The following is a 13853-nucleotide window of genomic DNA, read 5'->3' as shown; positions in this document are numbered from 1 at the left end:
ATGGGTCAGAAGGTTCAGCCTACCGGCTTCCGTCTCGGCATCACCGAGGACTGGCGTTCCCGTTGGTACGCCGATAAGAACTACGCCGAGAAGCTCGGCAACGATCTCGAGATCCGCAAGTTCCTCGAGAAGCGCCTTGAGAAGGCAGCCCTTTCCCGCGTCGACATCGAGCGCGCTGGCGACAAGGTGAAGGTCACCCTGTACACCGCCCGTCCCGGCATCGTGATTGGCAAGAAGGGCGCCGAGATTGACGTCCTGCGCTCCGAGCTCGAGAAGGTCGCCAAGGTTGGCAAGGGCCAGGTTGCCGTTGACGTCATCGAGGTCAAGCGCCCCGAGCTTGATGCCAACCTCGTCGCCCAGTCCATCGCCGAGCAGCTCGAGCAGCGCGTTGCCTTCCGTCGCGCCATGCGCAAGGCGGTCCAGTCCGCCCGCAAGGCTGGCGCCAAGGGTATTCGTATCCAGTGCTCCGGCCGCCTTAACGGCGCCGAGATGGGTCGTCGCGAGTGGTACCGCGAGGGTCGCGTGCCCCTGCACACCCTGCGTGCCGTCATCGACTACGGCACCGCAACCGCCCGCACCACCATGGGTGCCTGCGGCATCAAGGTTTGGATTTATCAGGGCGAGAAGCTGCCTGGCCAGCCCAAGCCCACGCCGGCTCTCGAGGGTTCTTCTCGTCCCCGTCGCGCCCGCAATGAGAGGAGGAGCCGTTAATGCTCGCACCTAAGCGCGTTCTTCACCGCAAGGTCCAGCGCGGTTCCATGAAGGGCCACGCCAAGGGCAACACCAAGCTCTACTTTGGCGACTACGGCCTGAGGGCCGAGGAGGCTCACTGGATCACCAACCGCCAGATCGAGGCCGCTCGTGTCGCCATCACCCGTGAGATGAAGCGTGGCGGCAAGATCTGGATCACCATCTTCCCGGACAAGCCCATCACCAAGAAGCCGGCAGAGACCCGCATGGGTTCCGGAAAGGGCAACCCCGAGGAGTGGGTGGCCGTCGTGAAGCCGGGCCGCATCATGTTCGAGATCGCTGGTGTCGACGAGGCTACCGCCAAGGAGGCCCTGCGTCTCGCCCAGCACAAGCTGCCCATCAAGACCAAGATCGTCACCCGCGCCGACCAGGACGGGGAGGAATAGTCACCATGAAGTACAAGGACATCCAGGCCCTCTCGGACGAGGAGCTTGCCAAGAAGCTGGACGACAGCAGGGCCGAGCTCTTCAACCTCCGTTTTCAGATGGCCACCAGCCAGCTGGACAACACCGCTCGCGTCAAGCTCGTAAAGCGCGACATCGCTCGCGTTCAGACCGAGATTCGCGCCCGTCAGATTGCCGCGGAGAAGTCCGCTGCACAGAAGTAGCAGGAGAGAGATAAGACATGGCAGAGACCGAAAGCAGGAACGCGCGTAAGGTTCGCACCGGAACCGTCGTCTCGCTCTCCGGCGACAAGACTGTGACGGTGAAGATCAGCTACCGCAAGCACCACCCCAAGTACGGCAAGATGATGACCATCTCCAAGAAGCTCCACTGCCACGATGAGAACAACGAGTGTGGCCTGGGCGACACGGTGAAGGTCATGGAGACCCGCCCGCTCTCAAAGACCAAGCGTTGGCGCGTCGTCGAGATTGTCGAGAAGGCCAAGTAAGTAGCGAACACCCAGGATTCCCCATGTGCGCCGCTCGCGTGGGTGCACCTCTGGTGGGATATAGGTTCGGAGGAACATCACATGATTCAGATGGAGACCATGCTCAACGTCGCTGACAACAGCGGCGCCAGGCGCGTCAAGTGCGTCAAGGTCCTCGGTGGCTCCAAGCGCCGCTACGCTGGCCTCGGTGACGTCATCATCGGCGCTGTCCAGGAGGCAACCCCTGGCTCCGGCGTCAAGAAGGGCGACATCGTGCGTTGCGTCATCGTGCGCACCAAGAAGGAGGCCCGTCGCAAGGACGGCAGCTACATCCGCTTCGACCAGAACGCCTGCGTCTTGGTCGACAAGGAGGGCGAGCCCAAGGGCACGCGTATCTTCGGGCCCGTTGCCCGCGAGCTGCGCGATCGCAAGTACATGAAGATCGTCTCGCTCGCACCCGAGACGCTGTAAGGAGGCCTGGACACATGCCTAAGATGAACGTGAGGAAGGGCGACAAGGTCGAGGTCATCACCGGCAAGGACAAGGGCAAGCAGGGCGAGGTCCTGCGTGCTATGCCGAAGGATTCCAAGGTCATTGTCGATGGCGCTGCCATTGTGAAGCGTCACACCAAGCCTAACGCCATGAACCAGCAGGGCGGCATCATCGAGAAGCCCGCCCCCATCCACGTCTCCAACGTCATGCTCGTTTGCCCCGTCTGCGGCAAGCGTACGCGCGTTGGCCACGATGTCGATGACAATGGCCGCAGGGTTCGCGTCTGCAAGAAGTGCGGCGCGAAGTTCTAAGCCATTGCGCTAGGACATGCTTGAATCTCGAACCCGGTTGTCGCTTCTGCGGTGGCCGGGTTCGTGCTATTTTTCCCGCAAGGATTGCGGGGGAGGGGTTATGCGCGAAGTCAATAATGTGCTTGTCAAGATACCCGTCACCGAGGAAGAGGCTGAGGCGTTGAGGGCCGCCGCACCTGATGCGGTCTTCGACTTTGCCGCTCCGGTCGGCGAGACGTGCCGTCTTCCAAAGACGCCAAAGCTTGAAATTGCTGCCGACCGCGTGGCCAAGGCGGACGTGATTCTCGGCAACGTGGCACCGTCGCTTATCGCCGCCTCCCCGCGGCTCCAGTGGATCCAGCTGGGCTCCGCGGGCTACGAGGCTTACCTTACACCCGGCGTGCTTGCGCCTTCGACCATCGTGACCAACGGAACGGGGGCATACGGTCCGGCTGTTGCCGAGCACTCGTTTGCCATGCTCCTCTCACTCATGAAGCGACTACCGGCCTACCGGGACAACCAACGTGCCCACGCGTGGCTGGACGAGGGGATGGTTTCGACCATGGCGGGTGCTCGTGTCCTGGTGCTGGGCGCAGGCGACATTGGCCTCTGTTTCGCACACCTCTGCACGGCGGTTGGGTCTATGTGCGTAGGGGTGAGAAGACATGTGCCGAGCAACCTATCTCCAAAGTATGCGCAGGCCTTCGAGCGTGTGGTGTCCTTGGAAGAGCTTGCGCAAGAGCTGCCCCAGGCAGATGTGGTCGCAAGCTTCCTACCCAGCTCAGCCGAGACGCGCGGACTTGTGGACGCTGGGTTTCTCGGCAGCATGAAGACCGGTGCGTATCTGGTGAACGCCGGCCGAGGTGACCTCATTGACCAGGCGGCATTGCGTGCTGCCTTGCAGGAGGGCAGGCTTGCGGGTGCGGCGCTGGACGTCACAACTCCCGAGCCGCTCCCAGCCAATGATCCCCTGTGGGATGCGCCCAACCTCATCATCACGCCGCACGTAGCCGGCTTTTGGCACCTGCACTCAACGCTTGAGAGCGTGGTAGCCCTGGCGACAGAGAATCTTAATCGCTACGTAAGGGGCGAGAGCCTCAAGAACGTCGTTCGTGGCTGAGCCAAGCCCTGTATTACCATGAGAGAAGCCCAAAGGGCCGTGCCCCATTACCTACGGGGCGCGCAGGCATCGGGCGAACGACGCTCGACCAACCGAAAGGAGCGCCATGTACGGATATGGGTACGGGTACGAAAACTACGGATACGGTGGTCCAAGTTTTGGCATTGGCGCGGCAGGCGGTATCTTTGTGACTCTGGTCGTCATTGGCTTCATTGCCGCCATTGTGCTTGCCGTGGTTGTATACCGCAAATACGCAAGCGATGGCAACGAGCAGCCCCTGAGCTTCAAGGACAAGAGCACATGGGGGCCCTTCCTACGCTTCGACAAGCTCGTGATAGACAAGATCCTAAGGGCGCTCTACATCTTCTGTGCCATCTTCACCGCGTTCTTCTTCCTGGCGCTGGTGCTGGCGAGCCTGGCAGACGGCATCGTGGTATTTCTCATCACGCTTATCATGTGCGCCATCCTCTGCCTGATTATCGAGCTGCTCGAGCGCGTGTCCTTTGAGTCCGTGATGCTGAGCGTCATCATCACGCGCAACACTAGCGACATTAAGGGCATGCTGGGGAGCCGCCCCGCCTCCGAGCTGCCTCCCGCTGGCCCCGCGCCGCAGCCGCCGTTCCAGCCTGCGCCCGAGGCGCCGGCACACCACGCGCCGCAGCCGCCCGAGGCGCCCGATCAGCCCGAGCAGCCACAGGGAGCTGCAGGCCAGCCGGAGCCTGCCCTTGCACCGGAGACGCCAAGCGCCGAGCAGGCGGCCCCTGCCGCGGGTGGGTTCTGCCCCGTGTGCGGTGCGCCCGTCCAGCCAGGCTCTCACTTCTGCCCCGAGTGTGGCAAGAAGCTCGACTAGCCAGACGGTCCGAACATCCGGGCTTCATTAGTGCAAGGACCCCTTTCCGCCACGCGGGGAGGGGTCTCTCGTGTTGATACTGAGGAGAATTTCTCAGCGACAAAACCAGCAAACTTGAGGGCTGGCAGAAAAGCGCCGGAAACACTATGATTTGACCTTGCGTCGCTAGGCAGGGATTATGCTGTCTCGCGGTGTAGATGCTGGCTCCTGGGAGTGCCACCCCAGGGGGTGCGAGAAAGAAACCCCGCACGTAAACCACCAAGATTTAAGGAGTGAACATGGCAGAAGAGAAGTACGTGCCCCGCCTCAAGCAGAAGTACTACGACGAGGTCCGCGACGAGCTGCAGAAGCAGTTCAACTACGGCAACGTCATGCAGATCCCTCGCTTCGAGAAGATCGTCGTGAACATGGGCGTTGGCGAGGCCGCAACCGATTCCAAGGCAATCGACGGCGCCATCGCCGACCTGCGTGCCATCACCGGCCAGCAGCCGCTCGTCACGCACGCCCGTAAGTCTATCGCAACCTTCCACCTGCGCGCCGGCCAGGCCATTGGCGCCAAGGTCACCCTTCGTGGCGACCGTATGTGGGAGTTCCTCGACCGCCTCATCGCAGTCGCCATCCCGCGCATCCGCGACTTCCGTGGCCTCTCGCCCAAGAGCTTCGACGGCCGCGGCAACTACTCCATGGGCGTCACTGAGCAGCTGATCTTCCCCGAGATTGACTTCGACAAGATCGACCGTACGCGCGGCATGGACATCACCATCGTGACCACCGCTCCCACCGACGAGGAGGGCAAGGCGCTTCTCGACGCCTTCCACTTCCCGTTCAAGGCGGAGTAGGCCAAACCATCGCAATGACCTCGCCCGGGATGTCACCGGGCGGTCAAGATGCACTATGAAGGAGGATTTGTGGCTAAGACATCGATGATCGTCAAGGCGAACCGCGAGCCGAAGTTCTCGACGCGCAAGCAGAACCGCTGCCAGCGTTGTGGGCGTCCCCACTCCGTCTATCGCAAGTTCGGTCTCTGCCGTGTCTGCTTCCGCGAGCTGGCGAGCAAGGGCGAGCTTCCTGGCGTCCGCAAGGCAAGCTGGTAGGGCGCAGGGCTCTGGCGTCCAGGCGCCCATGCCATGGGTTTGGGCGAACCGGACACGCAGTTTCATCATGACGAAGGAGAAGGATCAATGAAGATTACCGATCCCATTTCAGATATGCTGACGCGCATCCGCAACGCGAACTCAGCGGGCAAGGCCGAGGTCTCCATGCCCTCGACCAAGGTGCTCGTCGAGATCGCTCGCGTCATCAAGGAGGAGGGCTACATCGAGGGCTACGAGGTGGAGGACACCAAGCCCCAGAAGACCCTTCACATCACGCTTAAGTACGGCAACAGGCGCGCCCGCGTCATCCGCGGCATCCGTCGCATCTCCAAGCCGGGCCTTCGCATCTACTCCCAGGCGGACAAGCTTCCCCGCGTCCTGGGTGGCCTCGGCACTGCCGTTATCTCTACTTCCAAGGGCATGATGTGCGACCGCGACGCTCGCAAGCTCGGCGTCGGCGGCGAGGTCATCGCCTACATCTGGTAAAACTCCCGCTGAATCAAGATAGGAGGAGACAATGTCTCGTATTGGTAAGAAGCCTGTCCAGATTCCGGCTGGAGTCACGGTGACCATCGACGGCACCACCGTCTCGGCCAAGGGCAGCAAGGGTGAGCTCACCCGCACCTTCTCTGAGCTTGTGAGCATCGCCCTGGACGGTGACGTCCTCACGGTCTCCCGCGTTGACGAGTCCAAGGAGTCCAACGCTCAGCAGGGCCTCGTCCGCACCCTCATCCACAACATGGTCGTTGGCGTCTCCGAGGGCTTCGAGAAGAAGCTCGAGCTCACGGGCGTTGGCTATCGTGCTGCGCTCAAGGGCAAGGACCTCGACCTCTCCCTCGGCTACTCGCACCCCGTCATCTTCGCTTGCCCCGAGAACATCTCGTTCGAGGTGCCCGACAACACCCACATTACGGTGAAGGGCATTTCCAAGGAGCAGGTTGGCCAGGTTGCCGCCGAGATTCGCGAGAAGCGTCCGCCCGAGCCGTACAAGGGCAAGGGTATCCACTACGAGGGCGAGCACATCCGCCGCAAGCTCGGCAAGGCCGCCAAGTAGTAATAGGACCAGGCACAAGACCATCACCCCGTCAGGTGGTGGCGTGACTAAGGAGAAGGAATGAACAAGTATCAGAAGAAGGCAGCTGGCCTCGCGCGTCGCAAGCGTCGCGTCCGCGCCAAGATCTTCGGTACCCCAGAGCGTCCCCGCCTCTGCGTGCACCGCACCAACGCCAACATCTATGCACAGGTCATCGATGACACTGAGGGCAAGACGCTCTGCTCTGCCTCGACCCTCGACCCCGAGTTCCGCGCAACCGGAAAGGTGGGCTCCAACAAGGAGGCCGCCGCGTTCGTGGGCGAGCTCGTTGGCAAGCGCGCCATCGAGAAGGGCATCACCACGGTGAAGTTCGACCGTGGCGGCCGTATCTATCACGGCCGTGTCCAGGCTCTGGCAGACGGTGCCCGCAGCGCGGGCCTGAAGTTCTAGGAGGATTCAATGGCACGTGATCGTAAGCGCCAGCAGGACACGGACCTTCAGGAGCGCGTCGTCTACATCCACCGCGTCTCCAAGACCGTCAAGGGCGGCCGTCGCATGTCCCTCGTGGCTCTCGTCGTCGTTGGTGACGGCAAGGGTAACGTGGGCCTGGGCATGGGTCGCTCCACTGAGGTGCCCCTGGCTATCCAGAAGGGCGTCGAGGACGCCAAGAAGAACATGTTCAAGGTTCCCGTTACCGCCGAGGGCAGCGTGCCCCACACGGTCGAGGGCCACTACGGCGCCGGGCGCGTTCTCATCAAGCCGGCTATCGAGGGTACCGGCGTCATCGCCGGCGGCCCTGTCCGCCCGCTCTTCGAGCTCGCCGGCATCACCAACGTTCTCTCTAAGTCCCTGGGGACCGATAACGCCATGAACATCATCAAGGCGGCTGCCGAGGGCCTGAAGGAGCTCTCCAGCCCCCAGGAGACCGCCGAGCGCCGTGGCATCACCGTCTCCGAGATGTTCGTCGGGAAGGAGAACTAGCGATGGCAGAGAAGAAGCTCACCGTCACCCTCGTCCGCAGCGCCGTGACGCAGGTGAAGAAGGACCAGACGGCCACCTGCCGTGCCATGGGCCTTCGCAAGATCGGCGACGTCGCCGTCCTGCCCGACAACCCCAGCGTCCGAGGCATGATCTTCAAGGTCAAGCACCTCGTGACCGTTGAAGAGAACTAGGAGTCATCCAAATGCAGCTCAATGATCTGCGCCCCGCAGAGGGCTCCAGGAAGAACCGCAAGCGCATTGGTCGCGGCAACTCTTCCGGCCACGGCACCACCGCTGGCCGCGGCACCAAGGGCCAGCTCTCCCGCTCTGGCGGTGGCAAGGGCGCCGGCTTCGAGGGCGGCCAGCAGCCGCTCGCTATGCGTCTTCCTAAGCTCCCCGGCTTTAGGAACCCCAACCGCGTCGAGTACGCACCCGTCAACGTTGACCGCCTCCAGGAGGTCTTCGAAGATGGCGACACCGTCGATGCCGAGTCCCTGGTCGCCAAGGGCGTCATCAAGCACACGTATGTTCCTGTGAAGGTCCTCGGTGACGGCGAGCTCACCAAGAAGCTCACTGTCAAGGTGGACAAGGTTTCCGCCTCGGCCAAGATCAAGATTGAGGCGGCCGGAGGAAAGGTCGAGCCGGCGTGCTAAACGGAATCGCCAACGCTTTCCGAGTGCCGGAACTGAGGAAGAAGATTCTCCTCACCGTGGGGATTCTCGTTCTCTACCGCTTCGGTGCGTACCTTCCCGTGCCTGGCGCCCCGTTCCAGGAGATGCTGAGCGCGTATGCGTCCGGCGTCTCCTCGAGCGGTGCCATGGCGGTGCTCAACCTGTTCTCGGGCGGCGCCCTTTCGCGCATGTCCGTCTTCAGCCTGGGCATCATGCCCTACATCACTGCCCAGATCATCCTCCAGATGTTTCAGGCAGTGGTTCCCTCGCTGGGTGAGCTTGCCAAGGAGGGGGAGTCGGGTCAGCGCAAGATCACGCAGTACACCCGTTACCTCACCATTGGCCTTGCTCTTCTCAACGCCATTGCCTACCTCTTCTACTTCAAGAGCTATGGCGTGACGTTCTCCCAGATGGGCATCTCCGAGGCACTCGTGAACGTCATTGTGGTCTTCACGATGCTCGTGGGCGCAGTGATCATCATGTGGCTGGGCGAGGTCATCACCCAGCGCGGCGTTGGCAACGGCATGTCGCTCATCATCTTTGCAAACATCATGTCCGGTCTGCCGTCGGCGCTCATCTCCTCGGTGACCACCAACGGCAATGCGCTGCTCACGGTCATCACGCTCATCGTGATCGTTGCAATCGTGCCGCTCATTGTGTACGTGGAGCGCGGCCAGCGCCGCATCCCCGTGCAGTACGCCAAGCGCGTGGTGGGCCGCCGGGTCATGGGCGGGCAGAATACCTACCTCCCCATTAAGGTCAACACGGCTGGCGTCGTGCCCATTATCTTCGCCTCCGCAGTGCTGTACTTCCCGGCCCAGATCGCCGTGTTCTTCCCGGGCGTGGGCTGGATTCAGGCCGTTGCCAACGCCCTCTCTTCGGGCTGGCTCAACTGGGTCCTCTCCGTGGTGCTCATCGTGTTCTTCGCGTACTTCTACACGTCGATGGTTTTCAACCCCGAGGAGACGGCCGACCAGCTCCGCAAGCAGGGTGGTTTCATCCCGGGTGTGAGGCCGGGAGCTGCAACGGCGGCCTACATCAAGAGCACCATTGACCACGTCACGCTTCCTGGTGCACTCTTCATGGCAGTCCTTGCCGTGGTGCCCACTATCATCTTCTGGTTCACAAACGACACGCTCATCCAGTCGTTTGGCGGGACCTCGGTGCTCATCATGGTCGGCGTGGCCATGGACACCATCGCGTCACTCGAGAGCCAACTCAAGATGCACAACTACGATGGCTTCTTTAAGTAGGCAATCTGTAACGCTGGGTGCCGGTCGTTGGGCCGGCACCCTTTTTTGAAGGGGGATGCACATGAACATCGTTTTGCTCGGTGCCCCGGGCGCAGGCAAGGGCACGCAGGCGCAGAAGCTGGTTGAGGAGTTTGGGCTTGCTCACATCTCTACCGGCGACCTTCTCCGCGCTGCAGTCAAGGTGCAGTCTGAGCTCGGTCTCCAGGCCAAGGCCTACATGGATGCCGGCAAGCTCGTCCCTGATCAGCTTGTCATCAATCTCGTGAAGGAGCGTCTCGAGGCGGATGATGCGCAGTCTGGCTTCATCCTCGACGGTTTCCCCCGCAACACTGCTCAGGCAGTAACACTCGACTCCGAGCTTGCTGCCATGGAGCGCAACCTTGACGCTGCGCTTCTCGTCGACGTGAAGCCCGACGTCATTGTGAAGCGCTTGAGCTCTCGTCGCACCTGCCGTTCTTGCGGCTACACCGCCCCAGCTGGCGTGGATGTGTGCCCGCGCTGCGGCGGCGAGATGTACCAGCGCGATGATGACAAGCCGGAGACGATTCAGAAGCGCTTGGACGTCTATCAGACGCAGACCGCACCGCTTATCGAGTACTATCGCGGTCACTCGATTCTCAAGGAGGTCGATGGAGACAGGCCGGTCGACGAGGTCTATGCCGACGTAAGGGCTCTCCTCACCAAATGATTCACATCAAGAGACCCGAACAGATCGAGCAGATGAAGGCCGCCGGGGCAGTGTCCAAGGCGGCCCTTCGTCGTGCTGGGGCTATGGTTCGCCCGGGCATCACCACCAGGGAGATTGACCAGGTTGTTGAGAGCTACATCCGTCTGCATGGCGCCACGCCCACCTTCAAGGGTTACGGCGGCTTCCCCGCTAGCATCTGCTCCTCGGTCAACGAGCAGATAGTCCATGGTATTCCGTCTCCCGCCGTTGCTCTCAAGGAGGGCGACATCATCTCAATCGACACGGGCGCCACGCTTGGGGGTTGGGTGGGAGATAACGCCTGGACCTTCTATGTTGGCGAGGTGTCGGACGAGGTCAAGGGCCTTTGCGAGGTTACGCGCGACTGCCTAAAGGCGGGCATCGAGCAGGCGGTACCAGGTAATCGCCTTGGTGATGTTGGTGCTGCCATTCAGGAGCTTGCAGAGTCTCATGGTTATGGGGTTGTTCGCGACTACGTTGGTCACGGCGTGGGCCACGTGATGCACGAGGATCCCAACGTGCCAAACTACGGCAAGCGTGGCCGCGGCGTTCGTCTGCAGGCTGGCATGGTCATCGCCATCGAGCCCATGATTACCATGGGTAGCTATGACTCCCACACGCTCTCGAATGGTTGGACCGTTGTCACCAACGACAACCTCCCTGCAGCTTACTACGAGAACACCATTGCCATCACTAAAGACGGCCCTGTCATTCTCACCGCCGATGAGGTTGGCCCCTGGTGCAATATGCAGGGTGGCAAGAAGGACGCCTAGCGCCCCTCTCGCGCATAATGTGCGTCCACGTTGTGCGAATTAAGTGCAACGTGGACGTTTGTGATGTTTTTAGGTAAGATATTTGGTCGCTGTCACAGCGTTGAGAGGGTTGAATTTGAGCAAACAGGATGCAATCGAGCTTGAGGGCAAGGTCATCGAGCCCCTGCCTAACGCCATGTTCAACGTCGAGCTTGAGAACGGTAAGACCATCCTCTGCACCATCTCGGGGAAGATCCGGATGAACTACATCAGGATTCTGCCCGGCGATAAGGTTGTGGTGGATATTTCGCCGTATGACCTCACAAGGGGCCGCATCACCTACCGCTACAAGTAGGCGCTGCTCACACAGCTGGTTATTCACGCCTGCGGCTGGGCGATGAGATAGAGCGCCAGGCAGCACCACCTGCCAGGCCAGATGTACTACCAGTACAGGTACTGTCTACTGGAAGGAAAGACACATGAAGGTACGTCCTTCGGTAAAGAAGATGTGCGACAAGTGCAAGATCATTCGTCGCCACGGCAAGGTATACGTAATCTGCGAGAACCCGCGCCACAAGCAGCGTCAGGGCTAGATAACTGAGAGGAGACTCACGTTGGCCCGTATCAATGGCGTCGACCTTCCGCGTGACAAGCGTGTCGAGGTCGGACTTACCTACCTTTACGGCATCGGCCAGACCACCGCAACCAAGATTTGCGCGGAGACCGGTGTTGACCCCTCCACTCGCGTCAAGGACCTGACGGAGGACGAGGTCACCAAGATTCGTGACTACATCGATGCTAACTACACCACCGAGGGCGACCTTCGCCGCGAGGTGAGGCAGAACATTGCCCGTCTGATGGAGATTGGCTGCTACCGCGGTCTTCGCCACCGCAAGGGCCTCCCCGTTCGCGGTCAGCGCACCCACACCAACGCTCGCACCCGCAAGGGCAAGAAGCGTCAGATCGGTGCAAAGAAGAAGGCGTAAGGGGATAACACAATGCCGCAGAAGAAGAATGCCCGTACCACCCGCGTGCGCCGCTCTGAGCGCAAGAACATCGCGGTGGGCCAGGCTCACATCAAGAGCACCTTCAACAACACCATCGTCTCCATCACCGACCCCCAGGGCAACGTGATCTCCTGGCAGTCCGGCGGCACCGTTGGCTTCAAGGGCTCCCGTAAGTCCACCCCGTTCGCGGCGCAGCTTGCCGCCGAGGCCGCTGCCAAGGCAGCCATGGAGCACGGCCTGCACAAGGTCGCCGTGTTCGTCAAGGGCCCCGGCTCCGGCCGTGAGACGGCCATCCGCTCCCTCCAGGCCGCCGGCCTCGAGGTTTCGGGCATCCAGGACAAGACCCCCATTCCGCACAACGGTTGCCGTCCGTGCAAGCGTCGTCGCGTGTAGCTAGGAAGGACACCACTAATGGCAGTTGACAGGACGCCTGTCCTTAAGCGGTGCCGTCAGCTCGGCATCGATCCCGTCGTCATGGGAATCAATAAGGAATCTCACCGTCAGCCCAAGCAGCGTCGCCGTCAGGAGAGCGAGTACGGTACGCAGCTTCGCGAGAAGCAGAAGGCCAAGTTCATCTATGGCGTTCTCGAGAAGCAGTTCCGCAGCTACTACAAGCTGGCTCTTAAGCGCGAGGGAATCACGGGCGACAACCTCATGACCATCCTCGAGTCCAGGCTCGACAACGTCGTGTTCCGCCTTGGCTTTGCTCGCACCCGCAAGGAGGCCCGCCAGACCGTTCTTCATGGTCACATCACCGTGAACGGCCACCGCGTCGACATCCCCTCCTACCAGGTGAAGGCTGGCGACGTGGTCGCCGTGGCCCCCAAGGCCAAGGACCTTCTCCCCATCAAGGAGGCCCTCATCTCCTCCGAGCACATGGCTGTGCCGGCCTGGCTTGAGGTCGACATCGAGAAGCTCCAGGGCACCGTGCTCCAGCTTCCCAACCGTGACCAGATCGACCTCGACATCGATGCCCAGCTCATCGTCGAGCTTTACTCCAAGTAAGCCCGACTCAGTTTGGAGGTAGCAATGTCCGAGTTCATCCGGCCCACCGTGTCGGTAGAAGAGATCAGCGACAACCTCGCGCGCGTGAGCGCAGAGCCGCTCGAGCGTGGCTATGGTGACACGCTTGGTAACTCCCTGCGCCGCGTTCTGCTGTCCTCCCTCGAGGGCGCAGCCGTCGAGGCCATCCAGATTGATGGCGTGCAGCACGAGTTCACCACCGTGCCGGGTGTCTACGAGGACGTCACCGATATCGTCCTCAACGTGAAGGGCCTCGTGTTCCGCTCCATGGGCACCGGCGATGAGGCCACCGCCTCCATCAACGTCGACGGCCCCATGACGGTCACCGGTGGGGACTTTGACGTCCCTGCGGAGTTCACGCTCGTGAACCCCGACCACGTCATCTGCACCCTCGGCGCCGACGCGCACCTCTCTATGAAGATGCGCATTGGCATTGGTCGCGGTTACGTCTCTGGTGACGACAACGAGCGCGAGAGCGACCCCATCGGCATCATCCACGTGGATTCGCTCTACTCGCCCGTGCGCCGCTGCGCCAAGTCCGTCGAGCCTTGCCGCGTTGGTCGCCACACCGACTACGACCGCCTGCTGCTCGAGGTCGAGACCAATGGCTCCATCAGCCCGCGCGACGCGATCGTCGAGGCCGCCAACATCATCAACCAGCACATGACGGCCTTCATGGGCCTCGCGGACGTCGACGAGCCCCAGGAGGACGAGTCGATTTTCGCGACGGGCGCCGAGGAGGACAACGCCGAGCTCGACAAGCAGATTGAGGACCTGGACCTCTCCGTCCGTTCCTACAACTGCCTGAAGCGCGCCGGCATCCACTCCGTGCGTCAGCTCGTGGAGTTCTCCGAGAACGACCTTCTCAACATCCGCAACTTTGGCGTCAAGTCCATCGAGGAAGTCAAGGACAAGCTCGAGTCCATGGGACTTTCCCTCAAGGCTTAGGCCGCCGCACGCAT

Annotated in this window: 25 protein-coding genes; all 25 read left to right on the top strand. The window is 61.6% G+C overall.

The window, feature by feature from the left end; all coding sequences use genetic code 11:
* The gene (gene rpsC / locus NVS32_RS02080; protein WP_032110534.1) at positions 1-711 is read left to right on the top strand and encodes a 30S ribosomal protein S3; all 711 of its coding nucleotides are present in this window, start codon (positions 1-3) and stop codon (positions 709-711) included.
* Positions 711-1136, top strand: coding sequence for a 50S ribosomal protein L16 (gene rplP / locus NVS32_RS02075; RefSeq protein ID WP_032110533.1), 426 nt, complete (start codon positions 711-713; stop codon positions 1134-1136). Before rpsC ends, rplP begins: the two co-directional genes overlap by 1 nt.
* Positions 1137-1141: 5 nt before the next feature.
* Positions 1142-1357, top strand: a complete 216-nt coding sequence (gene rpmC / locus NVS32_RS02070) for a 50S ribosomal protein L29 (RefSeq protein ID WP_032110532.1) — start codon at positions 1142-1144, stop codon at positions 1355-1357.
* Positions 1358-1374: 17 nt separating this feature from the next.
* Positions 1375-1641: a 30S ribosomal protein S17 gene (gene rpsQ / locus NVS32_RS02065; protein WP_032110531.1), complete on the top strand. Its 267-nt coding sequence runs from the start codon at positions 1375-1377 to the stop codon at positions 1639-1641.
* An 81-nt stretch (positions 1642-1722) separates the two neighbouring features.
* A complete protein-coding gene (gene rplN, locus NVS32_RS02060; RefSeq protein ID WP_032110530.1) occupies positions 1723-2091 on the top strand; it encodes a 50S ribosomal protein L14 in 369 nt (122 codons plus the stop codon).
* A 14-nt stretch (positions 2092-2105) separates the two neighbouring features.
* Positions 2106-2423, top strand: a complete 318-nt coding sequence (gene rplX, locus NVS32_RS02055; RefSeq protein WP_032110529.1) for a 50S ribosomal protein L24 — start codon at positions 2106-2108, stop codon at positions 2421-2423.
* Positions 2424-2523: 100 nt separating this feature from the next.
* A complete protein-coding gene (locus tag NVS32_RS02050; protein WP_118100298.1) occupies positions 2524-3522 on the top strand; it encodes a D-2-hydroxyacid dehydrogenase in 999 nt (332 codons plus the stop codon).
* Between the two features lie 106 nt (positions 3523-3628).
* Positions 3629-4372 carry a DUF4282 domain-containing protein gene (locus tag NVS32_RS02045; protein WP_032110527.1) on the top strand — a complete coding sequence of 248 codons (744 nt, stop codon included), beginning with the start codon at positions 3629-3631 and terminating at the stop codon, positions 4370-4372.
* A 278-nt stretch (positions 4373-4650) separates the two neighbouring features.
* Positions 4651-5211 carry a 50S ribosomal protein L5 gene (rplE, locus tag NVS32_RS02040; RefSeq protein WP_117651958.1) on the top strand — a complete coding sequence of 187 codons (561 nt, stop codon included), beginning with the start codon at positions 4651-4653 and terminating at the stop codon, positions 5209-5211.
* 69 nt (positions 5212-5280) lie between these two features.
* Positions 5281-5466, top strand: coding sequence for a type Z 30S ribosomal protein S14 (locus NVS32_RS02035; RefSeq protein ID WP_032110525.1), 186 nt, complete (start codon positions 5281-5283; stop codon positions 5464-5466).
* An 87-nt stretch (positions 5467-5553) separates the two neighbouring features.
* Positions 5554-5952: a 30S ribosomal protein S8 gene (gene rpsH / locus NVS32_RS02030; RefSeq protein ID WP_032110524.1), complete on the top strand. Its 399-nt coding sequence runs from the start codon at positions 5554-5556 to the stop codon at positions 5950-5952.
* Positions 5953-5983: 31 nt separating this feature from the next.
* The gene (gene rplF, locus NVS32_RS02025; protein WP_032110523.1) at positions 5984-6520 is read left to right on the top strand and encodes a 50S ribosomal protein L6; all 537 of its coding nucleotides are present in this window, start codon (positions 5984-5986) and stop codon (positions 6518-6520) included.
* Between the two features lie 60 nt (positions 6521-6580).
* Positions 6581-6949, top strand: coding sequence for a 50S ribosomal protein L18 (gene rplR, locus NVS32_RS02020; protein WP_032110522.1), 369 nt, complete (start codon positions 6581-6583; stop codon positions 6947-6949).
* A gap of 9 nt (positions 6950-6958) precedes the next feature.
* Positions 6959-7480, top strand: a complete 522-nt coding sequence (rpsE, locus tag NVS32_RS02015; protein WP_059052939.1) for a 30S ribosomal protein S5 — start codon at positions 6959-6961, stop codon at positions 7478-7480.
* Between the two features lie 2 nt (positions 7481-7482).
* Entirely contained in the window at positions 7483-7671 is a 189-nt protein-coding gene (gene rpmD, locus NVS32_RS02010; protein WP_032110520.1) for a 50S ribosomal protein L30, read from the top strand.
* 11 nt (positions 7672-7682) lie between these two features.
* Positions 7683-8132: a 50S ribosomal protein L15 gene (gene rplO / locus NVS32_RS02005; protein WP_032110519.1), complete on the top strand. Its 450-nt coding sequence runs from the start codon at positions 7683-7685 to the stop codon at positions 8130-8132.
* Positions 8126-9403 carry a preprotein translocase subunit SecY gene (secY, locus tag NVS32_RS02000; protein ID WP_032110518.1) on the top strand — a complete coding sequence of 426 codons (1278 nt, stop codon included), beginning with the start codon at positions 8126-8128 and terminating at the stop codon, positions 9401-9403. Before rplO ends, secY begins: the two co-directional genes overlap by 7 nt.
* Positions 9404-9464: 61 nt before the next feature.
* A complete protein-coding gene (locus NVS32_RS01995; protein ID WP_032110517.1) occupies positions 9465-10091 on the top strand; it encodes an adenylate kinase in 627 nt (208 codons plus the stop codon).
* Positions 10088-10882, top strand: a complete 795-nt coding sequence (gene map / locus NVS32_RS01990) for a type I methionyl aminopeptidase (protein ID WP_258498471.1) — start codon at positions 10088-10090, stop codon at positions 10880-10882. Before NVS32_RS01995 ends, map begins: the two co-directional genes overlap by 4 nt.
* 115 nt (positions 10883-10997) lie before the next feature.
* Complete coding sequence (gene infA / locus NVS32_RS01985) at positions 10998-11216, top strand: translation initiation factor IF-1 (protein WP_032110515.1); 219 nt, start codon at positions 10998-11000, stop codon at positions 11214-11216.
* 124 nt (positions 11217-11340) lie between these two features.
* The gene (rpmJ, locus tag NVS32_RS01980; RefSeq protein WP_013252436.1) at positions 11341-11454 is read left to right on the top strand and encodes a 50S ribosomal protein L36; all 114 of its coding nucleotides are present in this window, start codon (positions 11341-11343) and stop codon (positions 11452-11454) included.
* Between the two features lie 21 nt (positions 11455-11475).
* Complete coding sequence (gene rpsM, locus NVS32_RS01975; protein WP_032110514.1) at positions 11476-11847, top strand: 30S ribosomal protein S13; 372 nt, start codon at positions 11476-11478, stop codon at positions 11845-11847.
* A gap of 12 nt (positions 11848-11859) precedes the next feature.
* The gene (rpsK, locus tag NVS32_RS01970; RefSeq protein WP_032110513.1) at positions 11860-12261 is read left to right on the top strand and encodes a 30S ribosomal protein S11; all 402 of its coding nucleotides are present in this window, start codon (positions 11860-11862) and stop codon (positions 12259-12261) included.
* Positions 12262-12279: 18 nt separating this feature from the next.
* Positions 12280-12873 (top strand): 30S ribosomal protein S4, encoded by a 594-nt coding sequence (gene rpsD, locus NVS32_RS01965; RefSeq protein ID WP_032110512.1) that lies wholly within the window; start codon positions 12280-12282, stop codon positions 12871-12873.
* A gap of 24 nt (positions 12874-12897) precedes the next feature.
* On the top strand, positions 12898-13839 hold the full coding sequence (locus tag NVS32_RS01960) for a DNA-directed RNA polymerase subunit alpha (protein ID WP_032110511.1): 942 nt from the start codon (positions 12898-12900) through the stop codon (positions 13837-13839).
* The last annotated feature ends 14 nt before the right edge of the window (positions 13840-13853 follow it).

Source organism: Tractidigestivibacter montrealensis (assembly GCF_024741235.1).
Taxonomy (GTDB): Bacteria; Actinomycetota; Coriobacteriia; order Coriobacteriales; family Atopobiaceae; genus Tractidigestivibacter; species Tractidigestivibacter montrealensis.
This window is presented reverse-complemented; position numbering and strand designations above follow the sequence as displayed.

Bases quoted from the DNA above. Each gene is read 5' to 3' on its own strand.
- rpsC (WP_032110534.1), top strand. From the start codon at position 1: ATGGGTCAGAAGGTTCAGCCTACCGGCTTCCGTCTCGGCATCACCGAG.
- rplP (WP_032110533.1), top strand. From the start codon at position 711: ATGCTCGCACCTAAGCGCGTTCTTCACCGCAAGGTCCAGCGCGGTTCC.
- rpmC (WP_032110532.1), top strand. From the start codon at position 1,142: ATGAAGTACAAGGACATCCAGGCCCTCTCGGACGAGGAGCTTGCCAAG.
- rpsQ (WP_032110531.1), top strand. From the start codon at position 1,375: ATGGCAGAGACCGAAAGCAGGAACGCGCGTAAGGTTCGCACCGGAACC.
- rplN (WP_032110530.1), top strand. From the start codon at position 1,723: ATGATTCAGATGGAGACCATGCTCAACGTCGCTGACAACAGCGGCGCC.
- rplX (WP_032110529.1), top strand. From the start codon at position 2,106: ATGCCTAAGATGAACGTGAGGAAGGGCGACAAGGTCGAGGTCATCACC.
- NVS32_RS02050 (WP_118100298.1), top strand. From the start codon at position 2,524: ATGCGCGAAGTCAATAATGTGCTTGTCAAGATACCCGTCACCGAGGAA.
- NVS32_RS02045 (WP_032110527.1), top strand. From the start codon at position 3,629: ATGTACGGATATGGGTACGGGTACGAAAACTACGGATACGGTGGTCCA.
- rplE (WP_117651958.1), top strand. From the start codon at position 4,651: ATGGCAGAAGAGAAGTACGTGCCCCGCCTCAAGCAGAAGTACTACGAC.
- rpsH (WP_032110524.1), top strand. From the start codon at position 5,554: ATGAAGATTACCGATCCCATTTCAGATATGCTGACGCGCATCCGCAAC.
- rplF (WP_032110523.1), top strand. From the start codon at position 5,984: ATGTCTCGTATTGGTAAGAAGCCTGTCCAGATTCCGGCTGGAGTCACG.
- rplR (WP_032110522.1), top strand. From the start codon at position 6,581: ATGAACAAGTATCAGAAGAAGGCAGCTGGCCTCGCGCGTCGCAAGCGT.
- rpsE (WP_059052939.1), top strand. From the start codon at position 6,959: ATGGCACGTGATCGTAAGCGCCAGCAGGACACGGACCTTCAGGAGCGC.
- rpmD (WP_032110520.1), top strand. From the start codon at position 7,483: ATGGCAGAGAAGAAGCTCACCGTCACCCTCGTCCGCAGCGCCGTGACG.
- rplO (WP_032110519.1), top strand. From the start codon at position 7,683: ATGCAGCTCAATGATCTGCGCCCCGCAGAGGGCTCCAGGAAGAACCGC.
- NVS32_RS01995 (WP_032110517.1), top strand. From the start codon at position 9,465: ATGAACATCGTTTTGCTCGGTGCCCCGGGCGCAGGCAAGGGCACGCAG.
- map (WP_258498471.1), top strand. From the start codon at position 10,088: ATGATTCACATCAAGAGACCCGAACAGATCGAGCAGATGAAGGCCGCC.
- rpmJ (WP_013252436.1), top strand. From the start codon at position 11,341: ATGAAGGTACGTCCTTCGGTAAAGAAGATGTGCGACAAGTGCAAGATC.
- rpsK (WP_032110513.1), top strand. From the start codon at position 11,860: ATGCCGCAGAAGAAGAATGCCCGTACCACCCGCGTGCGCCGCTCTGAG.
- rpsD (WP_032110512.1), top strand. From the start codon at position 12,280: ATGGCAGTTGACAGGACGCCTGTCCTTAAGCGGTGCCGTCAGCTCGGC.
- NVS32_RS01960 (WP_032110511.1), top strand. From the start codon at position 12,898: ATGTCCGAGTTCATCCGGCCCACCGTGTCGGTAGAAGAGATCAGCGAC.